The sequence below is a fragment of the Paracoccus onchidii genome (assembly GCF_028294535.1).
In the GTDB taxonomy this organism is placed as follows: domain Bacteria; phylum Pseudomonadota; class Alphaproteobacteria; order Rhodobacterales; family Rhodobacteraceae; genus Paracoccus; species Paracoccus onchidii.
Genome location: NZ_JAQBIE010000040.1, coordinates 1 through 16,984 on the forward strand (window position 1 = coordinate 1; position 16,984 = coordinate 16,984).

General features: G+C 59.0%; 10 protein-coding genes and 7 pseudogenes. 10 read left to right on the forward strand and 7 right to left on the reverse strand.

Annotated features, from left to right (window positions below; genetic code table 11):
• From PAF17_RS18800 to PAF17_RS18810, 3 genes and pseudogenes are all read left to right on the forward strand, one after another.
• Positions 1-260 (forward strand): annotated as a pseudogene (locus PAF17_RS18800) (ISNCY family transposase); the annotation flags it as partial.
• Between the two features lie 141 nt (positions 261-401).
• Positions 402-1,589, forward strand: a complete 1,188-nt coding sequence (locus PAF17_RS18805) for a DUF3500 domain-containing protein (protein WP_271890625.1) — start codon at positions 402-404, stop codon at positions 1,587-1,589.
• Positions 1,586-2,143, forward strand: a complete 558-nt coding sequence (locus PAF17_RS18810; protein ID WP_271890626.1) for a hypothetical protein — start codon at positions 1,586-1,588, stop codon at positions 2,141-2,143. Before PAF17_RS18805 ends, PAF17_RS18810 begins: the two co-directional genes overlap by 4 nt.
• A 370-nt stretch (positions 2,144-2,513) precedes the next feature.
• Here the strand turns inward: PAF17_RS18810 and PAF17_RS18815 are convergent.
• Positions 2,514-2,816: pseudogene (locus PAF17_RS18815) on the reverse strand (integrase core domain-containing protein); the annotation flags it as partial.
• Positions 2,817-2,859: 43 nt separating this feature from the next.
• On the opposite strand from PAF17_RS18815, the pseudogene PAF17_RS20245 reads away from it, so the two are divergent.
• Positions 2,860-3,369, forward strand: a pseudogene (locus PAF17_RS20245) (transposase); the annotation flags it as partial.
• On the opposite strand, the pseudogene PAF17_RS18825 reads toward PAF17_RS20245, so the two are convergent.
• Positions 3,343-3,486, reverse strand: a pseudogene (locus PAF17_RS18825) (ATPase); the annotation flags it as partial. The pseudogenes PAF17_RS20245 and PAF17_RS18825 sit on opposite strands and share 27 nt — an antisense overlap.
• Positions 3,482-3,634, reverse strand: a pseudogene (locus PAF17_RS18830) (IS21 family transposase); the annotation flags it as partial. The pseudogenes PAF17_RS18825 and PAF17_RS18830, both read right to left, overlap by 5 nt.
• A 330-nt stretch (positions 3,635-3,964) precedes the next feature.
• Here PAF17_RS18830 and PAF17_RS18835 point away from each other — a divergent pair.
• Positions 3,965-5,452 carry an inorganic phosphate transporter gene (locus PAF17_RS18835; protein ID WP_271890627.1) on the forward strand — a complete coding sequence of 496 codons (1,488 nt, stop codon included), beginning with the start codon at positions 3,965-3,967 and terminating at the stop codon, positions 5,450-5,452.
• A gap of 67 nt (positions 5,453-5,519) precedes the next feature.
• Here the strand turns inward: PAF17_RS18835 and PAF17_RS18840 are convergent, their stop codons facing one another.
• Positions 5,520-7,859: an arylsulfatase gene (locus tag PAF17_RS18840; RefSeq protein WP_271890628.1), complete on the reverse strand. Its 2,340-nt coding sequence runs from the start codon at positions 7,857-7,859 to the stop codon at positions 5,520-5,522.
• Between the two features lie 529 nt (positions 7,860-8,388).
• On the opposite strand from PAF17_RS18840, the gene PAF17_RS18845 reads away from it, so the two are divergent.
• A complete protein-coding gene (locus PAF17_RS18845) occupies positions 8,389-9,060 on the forward strand; it encodes an O-methyltransferase (protein WP_271890629.1) in 672 nt (223 codons plus the stop codon).
• 33 nt (positions 9,061-9,093) lie between these two features.
• Here PAF17_RS18845 and PAF17_RS18850 read toward each other — a convergent pair whose 3' ends face one another.
• Positions 9,094-9,780 (reverse strand): GntR family transcriptional regulator, encoded by a 687-nt coding sequence (locus PAF17_RS18850; RefSeq protein WP_271890630.1) that lies wholly within the window; start codon positions 9,778-9,780, stop codon positions 9,094-9,096.
• A 197-nt stretch (positions 9,781-9,977) separates the two neighbouring features.
• Between PAF17_RS18850 and PAF17_RS18855 the strand changes: the two genes are divergently transcribed.
• The 4 genes and pseudogenes from PAF17_RS18855 to istB form a co-directional block, all read left to right on the forward strand.
• On the forward strand, positions 9,978-10,943 hold the full coding sequence (locus tag PAF17_RS18855; RefSeq protein WP_271890631.1) for a TAXI family TRAP transporter solute-binding subunit: 966 nt from the start codon (positions 9,978-9,980) through the stop codon (positions 10,941-10,943).
• A gap of 72 nt (positions 10,944-11,015) precedes the next feature.
• Positions 11,016-11,954 carry an aminotransferase class IV gene (locus tag PAF17_RS18860; protein WP_271890632.1) on the forward strand — a complete coding sequence of 313 codons (939 nt, stop codon included), beginning with the start codon at positions 11,016-11,018 and terminating at the stop codon, positions 11,952-11,954.
• An 81-nt stretch (positions 11,955-12,035) separates the two neighbouring features.
• Positions 12,036-13,526 (forward strand): annotated as a pseudogene (istA, locus tag PAF17_RS18865) (IS21 family transposase); the annotation flags it as partial.
• Positions 13,527-13,658: 132 nt separating this feature from the next.
• Positions 13,659-14,264: pseudogene (gene istB / locus PAF17_RS18870) on the forward strand (IS21-like element ISPkr1 family helper ATPase IstB); the annotation flags it as partial.
• Positions 14,265-14,457: 193 nt separating this feature from the next.
• Here istB and cueR read toward each other — a convergent pair.
• Together cueR and PAF17_RS18880 are read right to left on the reverse strand one after the other, a co-directional pair.
• A complete protein-coding gene (gene cueR / locus PAF17_RS18875; protein ID WP_271890633.1) occupies positions 14,458-14,856 on the reverse strand; it encodes a Cu(I)-responsive transcriptional regulator in 399 nt (132 codons plus the stop codon).
• A gap of 63 nt (positions 14,857-14,919) precedes the next feature.
• Positions 14,920-16,671, reverse strand: coding sequence for an AMP-binding protein (locus PAF17_RS18880; RefSeq protein ID WP_271890634.1), 1,752 nt, complete (start codon positions 16,669-16,671; stop codon positions 14,920-14,922).
• Between the last annotated feature and the right edge of the window lie 313 nt (positions 16,672-16,984).

Below are 16,984 nucleotides of genomic sequence, written 5' to 3' on the forward strand. Positions count from 1 at the left end.
GCTGGAAGGGCGTCCTGCTGCCCTACCGCATCTTCGATCCGGCCCAGCAGCGCGTCACCCATGCCGCGATCAGCGAGAACAAGCGCCACGGCGACGTGCGGGCATTCATCAAGGCGCAGCAGGATGCCAACCCGCCGCAGATCGACGCGGTGGGCAAGCAGCGTAGCCGTTACACCCCGACCGGAAAGCCCAAACCGGGCCGCAAAGACGCGATTCAGCGCCGCGCCGAACGGCGGCTTCGATGGCCCGAGTGGCGATGATCTTTTTCCGTTTCATGCCAATCAGAGCCGGATCGGGAAACTTGTGGTGTGCTTGGTCGGTTGCCGGGCATCACCTTGCTTTTCTTGTTGGTTCCCCCGATGCTGAGGGTTGAATGCAGCGACTCCACAAATGGATTGCCAATGTCTCATCGTTTTGAACTTGTCGGCGTCGCTGCGCTGGCAGCTCTTCTGGTCTCACCGGTCTCTGCTCAAGGTCACGATGGCCCGCCGCCCGGTGACGGCGGTCCGCCGCCGATGTCGGAGGAGGATCAGGCGCTGAGCGAAGCGCTTCAGGCCCGCATGGGTGACACCAGCACACTGATGGAAACCGTGCCGATCCCCAACGGCGCCGCCGACTGCGGCGACACCCCGGGCTACGGGCGGATGCTGTGCTTGATTGATCTGCTGAAGGCCGACGTGTCGGAGGATATCCTCGGACTCCTGCAACTGGACTATTCCCGCGCCGAGGCGGAATACTGGAGCAACCTGCCCGCCGGGGCCTTTCCCAAGCGGCCAGGCGTTCTGCTGGGCGAGTTGAACACCAAACAGCGCGGGCTGGTCAAGGCGATCATGATGGAAGCCACGAGCGGTAAAATCGACGAAGGCTGGGACGAGATGATCCAGACACTCAACGCCGATGACTACATCAACACCGTCAGCACCGACTACAAGGCCGGCTATTCCTCTTTCAACACCAAGTTTGCCTTCCTGGGCACGCCCGGGCCGACCGGCGTATGGGAGCTCTATTATGGCGGGCACCACATGGCCTTTGCTAATACCTATGTCGACGGGCAGTTGGCTGGGGCCACGCCATCCTTCCGGGGCGTCGAACCTTTCCCCTATTTCGAAATGAACGGCCGGGTGAACCAGCCCCTGACGCAGGAACGTGACGCCTTTGCTACGCTGCTCAGCGCACTGTCGGAGGATCAACGCGGAGTTGCCGAACTGGAAGGAACCTACCGCGACATCCTCGCCGGGCCGCAGGCCGATGACGCGATCCCGGACAGCTTCGAGGGCCTGCCGGTCTCCGAATTGGGCGAGGATCAGACCGCCCTGCTTCTGGTCGCGATTGAGACCTATGTCGGTGATATTTCCGACACCGAGACCGCAGCCTACATGGAAAGATACACATCCGAATTGCCCGAGACTTATCTCGGTTATTCCGGCACGCCGCAACTGAGCGCGGAGGATGATTACGTCCGGGTGCATGGGCCGTCGCTCTGGATCGAGTTCTCGCTTCAATCGAACAAGTCCACCGACAAGGTGGGGAACCACCCGCATTCAGTCTGGCGCGATCTGGCGGACGATTACGGCGGACAGAAAGAGTGATCTGGCGGTCCGGCCTGCTCGCGCTTGTGGTATTTATTGGCAGTATCGGGGCTGTTCTGGCACATGCCTTGCCCGGCAGCGTTCTTCTGTTGCGCCAGCAAGGATCCGCATTGCAGTTGACGATCCAATTCCCATTGGACGATCTGATTGTCGCGGCGCCGGAACTCTCTGCGTTGGAGGCGGTGGCGGCAGGCCAACCGTGGCCTCAGGAACTGATCACGGCCTTGGCGCGCTATCTCGAGCGTCATCTCCTCGTGACGGAAGAGGATGCGCCCTTGGACCTGACAATGACCGATGCGCGCATTCAGTCCACTTACCATGGCCATCTGGGTCAATTTTCCTTGGTTGTCAGCCAGTGGCACGTGACGGGCTCCGTGGATCGCTCACCCCGTCTGGTGCTGACCTATGACGCTGTGATGCACGAGGTGCGCAATCATCGTGCCGCGGTTCTATGGGGTGAACAGAACGGAGAATTGCGCCCGATTTCAGAGTTCGGCTACCTCGGCGCAGCCGATGGCGTTCCGCTCAATCCGACCGCGGCCGGTTCGGAGTGAGCGAGATCAAGAACCAGCTCCGTTGTCCATCGTCTTCGGAGTGACATGAGCTCAGGAAAACGCCAGATAGAGACTTGGCATGTTTACATGTTTATGCGGTCCAAAACGGGCCTTGGTGTGAGATGCAGCGAATGTCTGCAAAGTCCCGCACACCGGCCCTTCGCGCATCATCATGACCGCCGCCGGCCCCGTCCCTACGGCCCTTTATGGAGAGAGAGGGCCGGGGCCGGCTCATCACTTCTTCGCGTCGGTAGCGACATTTCTAAATAGCTGGCAACGCGACATTTTAACTTGGTGACAACATTTTTTCTTGTACGGAGGATTATGCATGTGAACCGCTCTGTGTTTTCCGGAGGCTGATTTTGGTTAGTTACGCGGCCATGTCTTCAGTTTCCAGAGCGGCGTAGAGGTTTGCCTCTGCTTCTGCCGGCGGGACGTTCCCGATCGGCTCGAGCAGGCGGCGGTTATTGAACCAATCGACCCATTCAAGGGTGGCATATTCGACGGCCTCGAAACTGCGCCAAGGGCCGCGGCGATGGATGACCTCGGCCTTGAAAAGACCGTTGATCGTCTCGGCCAGCGCATTGTCATAGCTGTCGCCAACGCCGCCAACCGAAGGTTCGATGCCGGCCTCGTCCCGCCACTCGGTGTAGCGAATGAACAGGTATTGGGCGGATTCAACTGGTCGTCGCAACACCCCGTTCGTGGAGGTGTAGATGACAAAAACAGGCAGACGAAAATCCGAACGTTCGACCCGGGACAAATTAAACTCACCGGGAAGGCCGCCAGTTTGGCAACGTGAGAATCTATGCCGGTTCTGGCGGGCGGTTGCAGAGGGGCTATCCAGTGAGGATGCCGCCGTTGAAGCAGGTGTTTCTGCGCCCGTCGGAACGCGATGGTTTCGGAGTTCTGGTGGAATGCCTCCCACACATCTTGCGCCATCGGCGCCCTTACTGAAGAACCGTAGCCTTTCCCTCGCAGAACGTGAGGAAATAGCTTTGGAGTGCGCGAGGGGCACAAGTGTCCGTGCCATCGCCCGGAAGCTTAGGAGATCGCCCAGCACGATCTCCCGAGAGATCAGGCGCAACTCGGCAACCCGTGGCGGAGACTTCGACTATCGTGCGATCAACGCGCAATGGCATGCTGACAGTGCGGCTAAGCGGCCAAAAGCCAGCAAGCTCACGCTCAATCTCACTCAGCGCGACTACGTGCAAGATCGGCTGTCCGCCGGTTTGGGCGAATGGGAGATAGCCCAGTTCATTGAGGATCAAGAAGTCGAGGCGGCAGAGCAGATCGGCGGTGCGACCCTGGCGGTCAGCACCGGCCTCGGCATCGAGCTTGGATTGTGCGCTCGTAGGTCCGTTCGGTGACTCCGGACCTGATCACTTTGCGCACAGCATTCCGCGAGACCCGAAACTCGCGGCAAATCTCCTTGATCTTCTCCTGAAAATACGCCCGCCGGATCTTCGCAATCGTCTCCACGACCAACATTCTACACTGTGCTCGCCGATCATCTCGGGAGCATCATCACCATCAGTGTAAGGGAGGCATTTTTGCATGCTGGTTCACAGCTACGAACCGCATGGCCGGACGTGGGGCTGCCTCGGCAATACGCGAATGGGTCGATCATCAAGATGGCTGCAGCTTCGATGGGCATTGACGGTAGGTTTGCGGCATGACGCAAGAACTTTGTTTCGCATCCTTGAACGTCAGAGGGGATTACAAAGTTGTTCAGCGGTAGACCCGAAGAGCTGACGCTGCGCCGCCTTGCTCAACGCGTGCTGATGACATAGGTCCGCCCGAACGCAACCGGAGAGGCGCATGCCAGATAACAGCAATATCGACCCGAGCCATCTGGAAACGCTGGATCGGGATCTGGGGCGCTTGTCGACCCTTGAACTGGCGACAGGTTATGTCAGCCGCCCCCTGATGGGCTTGGGGTTGGCGTTGATGTTCGTGGTATTTGCAGCCTTGGTGGCCGCCCTGATTTTCGGGCAGGCGGACAACCGGCTTATCGTCGTGGTCGCCGCCGCATTCGGGGCCTATATGGCGTTGAATATTGGGGCAAATGATGTCGCAAACAACATGGGGCCGGCGGTTGGCGCGAACGCCATGTCGATGGGCGTGGCGATTGTCATTGCTGCGACATTCGAAAGCGCGGGGGCCTTGCTGGCTGGCGGTGATGTTGTGTCGACCATTGCCAAGGGGATCATCGCACCTGAAAGCATGGGCACATCCGGCGCCTTCGTTTCGGCAATGATGGCGGCGCTGCTGGCATCCGCGCTGTGGGTCAATGTCGCGACATGGATCGGCGCGCCGGTGTCGACCACCCATTCGGTCGTCGGGGGCGTCATGGGTGCGGGGATCGCGGCTGCGGGATTTGGTGCTGTTGGCTGGGGCCAGGTCAGTGCCATTGCGGCAAGCTGGGTGATCTCGCCAGTATTGGGGGGGCTGGTTGCTGCGGGGTTTCTGTGGTTCATCAAGGCGAACATCATCTATCGCGACGACAAGATCGCGGCGGCCCGCAAATGGGTGCCGGTGCTGGTCGGTTTCATGGCGGGTGCGTTTTCGTCTTATCTGGCATTGAAAGGGTTGAAGAAAATCGTCTCGATCGAGATGGGAAATGCGATCCTGATCGGAATCGTCGTTGCCGTTCTGGTCTGGCTGATCATGATCCCCATCATTCGCAGACAGTCGGCGTCACTGGAAAACAGGAACAAATCGCTGAAGGTTCTGTTCGGAATTCCATTGATCGTTTCTGCCGCCCTTCTCAGTTTTGCCCATGGCGCGAATGATGTTGCCAATGCCGTGGGTCCGCTGGCGGCGATCGTGCAGGCGTCGGCGACCGGTGATTTTACTCATGCCATCGAAATTCCGCTTTGGGTCATGGTGATCGGTGCCCTGGGCATTTCGTTCGGCCTGTTCCTGTTTGGCCCCAAACTGATCCGAATGGTCGGGAACCAGATCACCAAGCTGAACCCGATGCGTGCCTTTTGTGTTGCGCTTTCCGCAGCGGTTACCGTGATCGCGGCAAGCTGGCTGGGTCTGCCGGTCAGCTCGACTCATATCGCGGTGGGCGGCGTGTTTGGGGTCGGGTTCTTTCGTGAATGGGACACCGAACGGCGCATGCGCAAAGCCAAAGAAAAAATGCCCGGCCTGCCCCCGATTGCGCCAGAAGAGCGCCGGCGCAGAAAGCTGGTACGCAGATCCCATTTCATAACCATCGTCGCAGCCTGGGTTGTTACGGTTCCCGCTGCGGCTGCTTTGTCAGCCGCCATCTTTCTGGTGATCGAAGGGGTCGGCGGCTGAGTTGTCGCCCCGAGGCCGCAGCAGTTGATCGTTCTGCTGCTGCGGCCCCCTGTTCGACGTATCTTGTTCAACGCATCTGGACAGACACCAGCTCGATGTCGCCATTGAATTTGAACGGTGGCTGATAATCGTGGGTGACGGGCTGGCCGCTGTCTTCGCCTATGCCAAACGTATCAATTCCGAAACGGGCGGGAACGGTGGCGTCCATGGAGGCATTGCCGATTTCTTCGCCGTTTACGACAAGGCGCAAATTCGCCCCGGCGCCAAGAGCTCCGTCTTCGCCGAGATAGTCGAACTCGACGGCAAGGCTGTGTTCCCCGGCCGGCAGGGCTTTTGACCCGCGCAAGACGGTGTGTTCTTCGAAGTAATTGTAGTCAAAGACTGGCACGCCCTGATCGAGATACAGCACCAGCCCTGCGGCGACCCCGCCAAAGCCGACGATCACACCTTCGGTTTCGATCCCGTCGGTCGTGATATCGGCGGTCATGGTCCAAGACCGGTTCTTCATTGGTGGGGCTGCGGGTTCGGCGATGCGTATTGCCCCGGCGTGATATGTGTAGGTCGTGGCATCTTCCGCCGCGCCCGGTACCGGTGGTTTGGGCATGCCCAAACGGGCCTGGCCACGATCATCCAGTGGCAATACGTCGTAGTTCTGCGCGGCCTCATCAAACAGCTTTTGCAGTTCGGCCAGTTTTTCAGGGTTCTCATCCGCAACATTCCGGGCTTCCGAGAAATCTTCGTTCAGGTTGTATAGCTCCCAGCTGTCCTGATCCCAGTTTCCGGGGGCAAAATCCTGCCGCCATGGGAAGGTGTGCTGTGCATTGGCCTTCCACCCATCTGCGTACATGGATCGGTTTGAAAACACCTCGAAATATTGTTCGTTGCGGCCCGCAAATTCCGGATCCTCGAAGCTGGCCAGGAAACTTGCGCCTTCCAGCGGCTTCTGTGTGACGCCATTTACGCTGGTCGGCATGGGGATATTGGCTGCCTCGAGGATGGTGGGCACGACATCGATCAAATGCAGGAATGCGTCGCGTGGCTCGGGGTCGTAATCGATGCGTGCAGGCCAGGTGATCACCATGGGGTTGCGTGTGCCGCCCAGATGAGAAGCAACCTGCTTGACCCATTGAAATGGTGTATTGCCCGCCCAGGCCCAGCCAACAGGATAGTGGGGTTCGGATTCGGGCCCGCCGAGCACGTCAAGATTTTCAACGATCTCGCTCAGCTCGGTCGGGACGCCGTTCAGCGCCTTGATTTCGTTTAGCGTGCCATCCAGACCTCCTTCGGAGGACGCGCCGTTGTCGCCGACGATATATACGACCATGGTGTTTTCGGCGTCGGGCAGTTCCTTGACCGCATCCAGCAACCTTCCAACCTCGTGATCAGTAAAGGCGAAATAGCCGGCATAGTTCTCGAACAGGGCGGTATAGATTTCGTTCTGTTCATCGCTGAGGCTGTTCCATTCCGGCACCCAGTCGGGCCTGGCGGTCAGTTGGGTATCTGCAGGAATGATGCCCATTTCCTTCTGCCGTGCGAAGACCTGTTCGCGATAGGCTTCCCACCCCATATCGAATGCCCCGTCGAACTGGTCGCGCCATTGCGCGGTGACATGATGGGGGGCATGCATGGCGCCGGGGGCGAAATACATGAAGAACGGCTTTTCAGGGGCGACCGACTTTGAAAACTGCATCCGTGCAATCGCGCGGTCAGTCATGTCGGTCATGAAATGATAACCCTCTTCGGGCGTGGTCGCAGGTTCAACCGGCACGGTGTTCTCGAAGATCACCGGATAGAATTGATGTGTTTCACCGGCATTGAACCCGTAGAAATAATCAAAGCCCATACCGGTAGGCCAGCGATCGAAGGGACCGGCAACGGTGGTTTCCCAGTCGGGGGTGTTGTGGTTCTTGCCAAACCACCAGGTTGTGTAACCGTTGCCTTTCAGGATTTCACCGATGGTGGCCGTTTCGCGCGGCAGCATCGTCGAGTAGCTGGGAAAGCCCGTCGCCCATTCCATCAGAAACCCATTGCCGCTGGAATGGTGGTTGCGTCCTGTCAACAGGGCCGCCCGCGAGGGGCCACAGATCGCAGTCGTGTGAAAACGCGTATAGCGCAGCCCTTCCGCGGCCAGGGCGTCCAGTTCGGGTGTGGGGATCAGCCCCCCAAAGGTCGATGTCTGCCCAAAGCTAACATCATCGAGCAAGATTACGACAACATTCGGCGCGCCATCGGGCGCGGCCACCGGTTCTTGCCAATCCGGTTCCGATTCCTGATATGTGGCCCCGATTTCCCCCTCGAATGGTGCCAGCGAGATCGGCAATGTGCTGCGATCAGGCCATTCCGTTTGCTGCGCGGCCAGTGGTCCTGCCATGCAGAACGCGGTGAAAAGGGAAAGCCTTGTTCGCATGAGGCCTGTCCTTTCAAGATTCCGAAGCTTGCCGAACCAGTATCATCGCCGAATTTTCCAACAGGGCACCCAGGACATGCTTTGCTATGCGGGTGCCGCCAGACATCCGGATACCGCCATAGTGTAGCTGGATGTTTGGTGCGCCAAGAAAAAAGCGGACAGGATCATGTCTTGCGCACGGTTTTCGCCCGATTCAAGGTTGGGGCATCTGTCGCGAACCGTCGATCCGCGCTTGATCTGGAACAATTTTTTCCACGAACGTGACGAATAGGCTATGGACAGCGCCCACAAAAACCGACAGTCATATGACCAGTCTCGCATAGCCAGGCCGGTATGTTTCCGGGCAGCAACTGCATCCCATGAATGCGAATGCGCCAGCAAAATGCCACTCTATCCTATGTCATGCACCGAATTCATTTTCCTTGACGCAGTGCTTTCGGTCGTATGTCGCGATGGAAGTTGGCAGAGATCCTGTGAACCATGATCGTCGGGTGCGCACGATGCCGTTCCAGCGAAGAAGGAATGCCGAATGACCGCACTTACATCCCCTGCCCTTGCGGCGGTTCTTGACCGTGAACACGCTGCGGCCCACGCAGAAGCGGCCACCCGTCGCGCCGAACGTGCCGAGGGCGCAGCCAAGCCACGCGAGCCCGTGGATTTCCGTGTGTCCGAACGGCATCGCACGGCATATCTTGCCGTCGGACCCGATCAGGGGCGCTTTCTTCACGGCGTGGCGATCGCGATAAATGCAAAGGAGATCGTCGAGTTCGGCACATCGCATGGCATTTCGACGATGTATCTTGCGGCAGCGGCACAGCAGACGGGCGGGCGCGTCATCGGCTCGGAATTTCACGCAACCAAGGCCGATCGGGCGATTGCATCCCTGAGCGAGGCCGGGCTGAAGGCCGAGATACGTATCGGTGATGCCATGACGACCTTGGCCGGTGCGGGTCCGGTGATCGACTTGCTGTTTCTGGACGGTGCAAAGGACATGTATCTGCCGATCCTGCGGCTGCTGGAGCCGCGGCTGCGGATCGGATCCGTGGTGATTGCGGATAACATTCCGACCGACTCAGACGTGATGACCCCCTTCCTGGCTGCTGTGCAGGCGGTAAACAGTGGCTACGTGACGTCACGCATAGGCTTTGGCAAAGGCGGCATGAGTTATTCCGTCCGGGTCGCAAACCAGGCCCAGATCTGACTATGCGAGCGTTTCCCGCCCCCGGCGGGCGGATCAGGCTTCGGGCAGGTCGGTGGAAAGCTCTGCGATGGTGCGTGCCAATCCTTGCCGCATATGGTCCTTGAGATGCTCCAGCATGGCCTGAAGATTGTCTCCTTGCGCCAGGCTGACATAGACATCATGGGAATCGCGCAGTGGTCCCTTGCGATCATGTGCCTTCTGATGCAGCGAAAAATAGAAATTCACATGCGGTTGCATCCCTTGCCATGTGCGTCGCAACAGGTTGTGACCGCATAGTTCAAAGCACCAGTTATGCAGGAACAGCTCTTGTTCGATTGCCTGCAAGCTGTCGTCACCGGCTTCAATCGTTTTCTTCAGCGTGGCGTGGCGGCGGCCCAGATCATCCAGTGCTTCGGGGGTGCGGCGGTCCCACAACAGCTCGAAGGCAAAGCTTTCCAGCTTGGTGCGCAGTGAATACAGCTCTTCCAGATCCTGCCGCGAGATGCTGCGAACGAACAGACCCCGGTAAGGGATGCTGACCAATAGCCCCATTTCGGCCAGCTCTCGCACGGCTTCACGCAGCGGCCCCCTGCTGACCTGCAACGCCGAGGCCAATTGCTGCTCGGTCAGTTTCTGACCGGGTGCAAACCCTCCGCTGACAATATGATCGGTCAGGCGTTGCGCAATGCGGCGGCGCACCGTTCCGTCATCCACAGGTTTCAGCATCAGGCTTTCGTTCATGTCATCGCTCCGTCTGCGACTGCTCGTTATCCTGAATGTGCCGCAGCCGAACAGGAAAGGCAAACATTCAGATTATAAGATTGTTGACAATCTTACACTCGAGTCTCTATCGTAAGGATCAGAGGCGCGCCCCGCATGGCCAGCGGCCTCTCAATGATGCGCCGCAGCATTCGCGGCCTGCCCCGACAGGAGGTTCCATGATCTTTTCCAGAAAAATCGCAACAGCCGCGGCACTGGGCCTTGCCGTGACATCTCAAAGCGCCATCGCCCAGGAATTCGTCACCATCGGCACGGCCGGTCAGACCGGTATCTATTATGTCGTTGGTCAATCGGTTTGCCAGTTGGTCAATCGCAATAGCGACGATCACGGTTTTCGTTGCACCGCCCCTGCCACGGGTGGGTCCATCGCAAATCTGAACGGCATTCGTGAAGGCGACTTCAACTTTGGCGTGGTCCAATCCGACTGGCAGTATCACGCCGTGAATGGCGGCAGCGTTTTCGAGGAATTCGGACCGAATGACGGCCTGCGGGCGGTCTTTTCCGCGCATCCCGACGTGGTGACGGTGGTCGCCCGCGCTGATTCCGGGATCCAGACGCTGGACGATCTGCCCGGCAAACGGGTCAATATCGGCAATCCCGGCTCTGGTTCGCGCGCCACCGCCGAGGTGTTGCTGGAAACCAAGGGTATCGACCCGAACAGTTTTTCACTGACTTCGGAACTGAAATCCAACGAACAATCCGCGGCACTTTGCGACAACAAGATCGACGCGATGATGTTTTCTGCCGGGCACCCGGTTGGTAATATCACCGAAGCAACCGTTTCGTGCGATACGGTATTCCTGCAGATCGATGGTCCCCAGATAGATGCCCTTGTGGAAGAAACGCCCTATTACGAAAAGGCGCAGATTCCGGCGGGCATGTACAAGGGGCAGGACGCGGATATCCAAAGCTATGGCCCGCTGGCCACCTTTGTGACCTCGACCGACACCAGCGACGAAGCCGTTTATCAGGTCGTCAAGGCAATCTTCGAAAATTTCGACCGTTTCAAGGCCCTGCACCCCGCTTTTGCGCATTTGCAGGAAGAAGACATGGTTTCCAAGGGCAATATCGCACCGCTTCATGACGGCGCCGTTCGCTATTATCGCGAACGCGGCTGGATGTAACCGCCCAAGACCACGGGGCGACATCTTATGTGGTCGCCCCCTTCGATCAGCCCCAGATTCACAGGTTCCAAAATGAACGCCGACACCCATAGCCATTCAACACATGACGCTTCGGAAGATCTGCGCAACAACGACATCAAGATCTATGTCAACGGCGACATCGTGCATCGCGACGAAGCAAAGGTCTCGGTCTATGATTCCGGCTTCATGCTGGGTGACGGCATGTGGGAAGGGCTGCGCCTGTACAACGGCACTTGGGCGTTTTTCGACGAACATATGGATCGCTTCTTCAATTCCTGCAAAGCCGTATCTCTGGATGTCGGTATGACCAAGGGTGAAATCCTGGATGCGCTGAACCGGACGGCCGCCGCAAACGGCATGACCACCGATGTCCATTGCCGCCTGATGTGCACGCGCGGCAGGAAGGACAAGCCGTTCCAGCATCCCGGCCTCAGCCGTTCCGGCCCGACAATGGTGATGATCCTTGAACATTCCAAACCGGTGGCCAGCCTGCATGATCAGGGAATCCGGCTAGCCACGGTTGCTCAGGTGCGCGGCCTGCCCAACAGCCAGGACCCCAAGCTGAACAGCCATTCCAAGCTGAACTGCATCATTGCCTGCCTTCAGGCCGAAGAGGCTGGTGCCGACGAAGCCCTGATGCTGGATCCGCATGGTTTCGTGAACACCACCAATGCCTGCAACTTCTTCATCGTGCGGCGTGGCGAGGTTTGGACCTCGACTGGCGACTATTGCATGAATGGCGTGACCCGCCAGAAGGTCATAGACCTGTGCCGCGCCAATGACATCCCGGTCCGCGAAAAGAACTATTCACTCTATGAAGCCTATGGTGCGGATGAGGCGTTCCTGACCGGTACATTCGGGGCGCAAACGCCGGTCGCATCCATTGATGGAAAGCAGATCGGCACGGGAGAGCGCCCGATGACCCTGCGTATCCGCCAGCTATACAAAGAGCTGATTAATGTGAACCGGCATGCAAAACAGACCCCGTAGCGGGGTGATCGGCGTCCAAAAATGACCCCCTTGCACTGATGTGGATGATGCCCCCGAGGTCATCGGGGAGCACAGTGTGGGATGTTGGTCGTGGAGACGATAGCGAAGATCCGGCGGGCATATTTTCAGGACAAGAAGTCGATCAAGCAGATTTGCCGCGAGCTGCGGGTATCGCGGAACACGGTGCGCAAGGTGATCCGGTCCGGTGCGACGGAGCTCACCTATGAGCGGACCATTCAGCCGTTGCCGAAGATAGGGCCGTGGAAAGAGATGCTCGACGAGATGCTGGCGGTGAACGCGCGGAAGCCCAAGCGCGAGCGACTGACTCGCATCCGCATTTTCGAGGAACTCCGGGCTCGAGGATATGACGGTGGCTATGATGCGGTCCGGCGATACGCGGCCTCCTGGTCAAAGGAGGAAGAGGTGGCATCTGCGGCCGCCTATGTCCCGCTAACCTTCGATCCAGGCGAGGCCTACCAGTTCGACTGGAGCCACGAGATCGTGGTGATCGACGGCGCGACGACCACGGTGAAGGTGGCACATGTCCGCCTGTGTCACAGCCGGATGCTGTTCGTGCGTGCCTATCCCCGCGAGACGCAGGAGATGGTCTTCGACGCCCATGACAAGGCCTTCGCCTTCTTCGGGGGCACCTGCACGCGGGGCATCTACGACAACATGAAGACCGCGGTCGACACGATCTTCGTCGGCCGCGACCGAGCCTACAACCGCCGGTTCCAGCAGATGTGCAGCCATTACCTCGTCGATCCCGTCGCTTGCACCCCGGCATCCGGCTGGGAGAAGGGACAGGTCGAGAACCAGGTCGGCGTTGTCCGGCGGCGGTTCTTCGTGCCTCGGCCGAAGTTCAAGAGCTACGCCGAACTCAACGCCTGGCTCGAGGATCGCTGTGTTGCCTGGGCCAAAGCCAACCCGCACCAGGAGCTTCGGGATCGAACGATCTGGGAGGTGTTCCAGGACGAGCGCACGAGTCTTGTCCCCTACGTCGGTCCGTTCGACGGCCTCCATGCCGTGCCAGCCTCGGTCTCTAAGACCTGTCTCGTCCGGTTCGACAAGAACCGCTACTCCGTGGACGGCCGGGCCGTTGGCCGACCTGTCGAGATCCGTGCCTATGCCGAGCGGGTCGAGTTCTGGCAGGACGGCAAGATCGTGGGGCGGCACGCCCGAGCCTTCGGGCGCGACAAGGCCATCTACGACCCGTTGCACTATATTCCGGTTCTGGCTCGCAAGCCCGGCGCCCTCCGGAACGGCGCCCCCTTCAAGGACTGGAACCTGCCGCCATCGATCAGGCGCGTGCAGCGCAAGCTTGGAAGGGTCCCGAATGGCGACCGGCAGATGGTCCAAATCCTCAGTATGATCCCGATCGATGGACTGGATGCGGTGGATGCTGCCTGTGCCGAGGCCCTGAGCGAAGGGGTCCCCGCGGCCTCGGTCGTCATCAACATCCTTGCACGGCATCGGGAGCCGCCACCGCCACTGACCATCGATACGCCGGCCGCGTTGCGACTGACCTGCGAGCCCGTCGCCGATTGCAAACGCTACGACAGTCTCAGGAGACCCAACCATGGAAAGATCACAAGTGCTGGACGCGATGAGCCAGCTGAAGCTCTACGGCATGAAGGCCGCCTGACGCATGAGATCATCACCACGGCGGTGAAGCGCCAGCACGAGCCGCAACAGATCGTCGGTAACCTGCTGAATGCCGAGATCAGCGAGAAGCAGGCGCGCTCGATCAAATATCAGATGACGATCGCCAAGTTGCCGCTGGCGAAAGAGGTCGACGAGTTCAGCTTCGAGGAAACGCCGGTCAACGAGACGCTGGTACGCGATCTGGCCGCCGGAGAGTTCCTCGAACAGCAGCGCAATGTCGTCCTCATCGGCGGCACCGGGACTGGTAAATCGCACCTGGCCGTCAGCATCGCCCGGGCCTGCATCCAGCGCGGCAAGCGGGGGCGCTTCTTCAATGTCGTGGACCTGGTAAACAAGCTCGATGCCGAAGCGCGTGCCGACCGACAGGGGCGCACTGCGGATCTCTTGTGCCGCCTCGACTTCCTGATCCTTGACGAGCTCGGCTATCTCCCCTTCGCGCAGACCGGCGGCCAGCTGCTGTTCCATCTCATCAGCCGCCTCTACGAGCGCACCTCGATCATCGTGACAACCAATCTCGACTTCGGCGAATGGCCTTCGGTCTTCGGCGACGCAAAGATGACCACTGCGCTGCTCGACCGCCTGACCCATCACTGCGACATCGTCGAAACCGGCAACGAGAGTTGGCGCTTTAAGACCCGTGAATGACCGAGAACCCGCTGGCCCGATACGGCTGCGCTGTGTGAGGGCTACACCGCATCGGGCCAGCTACCCGGGCGCTCCAAGGGGGGCATTTTTGGATGCCGATAGGGGGTCACGATTGGCTGCCGATTGACATTATTAAGCGCGAAACCACCGGCAGCTGACATATCCAGGGCGACGGCTTCCGGCATCGCTCTGCCTATTCCAAGATTCCCTCGCCGGCCAATCCGTCCAGAATCGGGCATTCAGGGCGCTGGTCCCCGTGGCAGCTGGCCACCAGTTCACTCAGGCTGTCGCGCATGTCCAGTAGCTTGGCCACCTTGTCTTCGATCTGACGGATATGTTCCTGCGCCAGAGCTTTGACATCAGCGCTGGCGCGGCTGCGATCCTCATAGAGTGACAACAGAATGCGGCAATCCTCGATCGAGAATCCCAGCGATCGCGCCCGCGCCAGAAAGACCAGCTTGTGCAGATCCTGCTGACTGAAATCGCGATAGCCATTTGCGCCCCGTGCGGGGCGGATCAATCCGATGTCCTCGTAATAGCGAATGGTCTTGTCTGGCAGCCCGCTGGCCTTCGATACAGCGCCAATATTCATCAGACCTCCTTACCCAGAGGCCTGACATAAACATTCCGGCGATCAAGGGGTCAAGCCGCGCAGTCAGGCGGTTTGCTCAACCACCAGGCCCAGTTCTTCGATCATGGCATCGCGCATCACAAATTTCTGCGGTTTGCCGGATACGGTCATCGGCAATTCCTCACGAAAACGGATGATCGCCGGAATCTTGAAATGAGCGACTTGGTCACGACAGAAATCCCGCAAGCCCTCTTCGGTCGGTGATGTGCCCGGTCGCGCCACAACCCACGCGGCCACGATCTCACCGAATTTCGGATCGGGAATGCCAAAGATCTGAACCTGACTGACATCAGGATGCGTATATAGAAATTCCTCGATCTCACGCGGATAGATGTTTTCGCCGCCGCGCAGGATCATGTCCTTGACGCGTCCGGTAATATTGCAATAGCCCTCGGCATCTATTCGGGCCAAATCGCCGGTATGCATCCATCCTTCCGCGTCAATGGCGGCGTCGGATTGTTCCTGATCGTTCCAGTATTCGCGCATGACGGAATAACCACGTGTCAGCAACTGCCCCTGTTCACCGATATCGGCGGTGGTGCCATCTTCGCGCGCAATCCTGACCTCGAGATGGGGTTGGACCCGCCCGACCGAGGATACCCGCTTTTCCAACGGCGTATCGGTATCGGATTGGAACGAAACCGGGCTGGTTTCGGTCATGCCATAGGCAATGGTCACTTCGGACATGTGCATTTTCGACTGCACCTGTTTCATCACTTCGATCGGGCAAGGGGCGCCAGCCATGATCCCGGTGCGCAGTGACGACAGATCGTGACCGGAAAACTCCGGATGTTCCAGCATCGCCACGAACATTGTCGGCACGCCATACAATGCGCTGCAACGTTCGGCCGCGACACAGGTCAATGTCTTTTCCGCATCGAAACCGGGACCGGGAACGACAATCGTGGCGCCCTTCGTGACACATCCAAGCGTGCCCATCACCATGCCAAAGCAATGATAGAACGGCACCGGGATGCAAATTCGATCCTGTTCGGTCGCCTTCATCGCCGAGGTCACGAAATGCGCGTTATTGACGATGTTGCGATGGGTCAGCGTGGCACCTTTCGGGGCGCCTGTGGTTCCCGAGGTGAATTGGATATTGATCGGGTCATTCGCATCCAATGTGCGGGTGATGGCATCCAGCCTGGCGGGGTCGCCCTGCTGGCCCGATGCTTCGATATCGGTAAAGCTGTGGCACCCTGCATAGGTCGCGTCACCAAAGGTAACGACATGGCGCAGATCGGGCAGTTTTTCGGCTTCCAGCTGTCCAGGCCGGGATTTGGCAAGCTGGGGAAGCAATTGGTTGATCATGCCGATATAATCGGAATGTTTGAAACGCTCGGCCAGAACCAGGGCGCGGCACCCGGTCTTGCGCAAAGCATATTCCAGTTCGTGCAGGCGATAGGCTGGATTGATGTTGACCAGGATGATTCCGACCCGCGCAGTGGCAAATTGCGACAATAGCCATTCGGAACGGTTGGGGGCCCAGATACCAAGCCGGTCGCCATGCCCCAGGCCCATCTGAAGGAAGCCCAGAGCCAGCCGATCCACGCGGGCGGCGAATTCGGCCCAGGTCCAGCGGATGTTTTCGTCACTGAACACGACGGCATCTCTTTCGGGCCAGCGCCGTGCCGTGCGGGCCAAGAGCTGGGGGATCGTATCTTCGATCAGCGGCTCATCCGTGGTCCCCGCGACATGTGCCCGGCCTTCGAGCGGGGCGATTCCCAGGGTGGCGACCGCCCCCTGCTCACCTTTCGGATCAAGTTCCTCGACCATCATTTCCTCCCTATTCCCCGTCACCAAAGCGATCGCCGGTGGTCCTCCCTGGGGATCACCCATTAATTGAACAATGGATCAATTTAATGCAAGCAGTTCCTCTCGCCCGCAAGGTCGCTGATGGTGGTTCCGCCGGCGCCTTGGTTGTCAGTTATGCCGGCGGCGGATCGAGTGCATGATAAAACCGGCCATTTATTCTCCTGTTCCTGTTATGTCTTTTCTTTGTTTATCGAGTTCTTCGCTGTATCTTCGCAATGTGTGTGCTTCGCTCAGTTGTCCGATGACGCGGCGCTCGATGCGGTCGCTGACCACG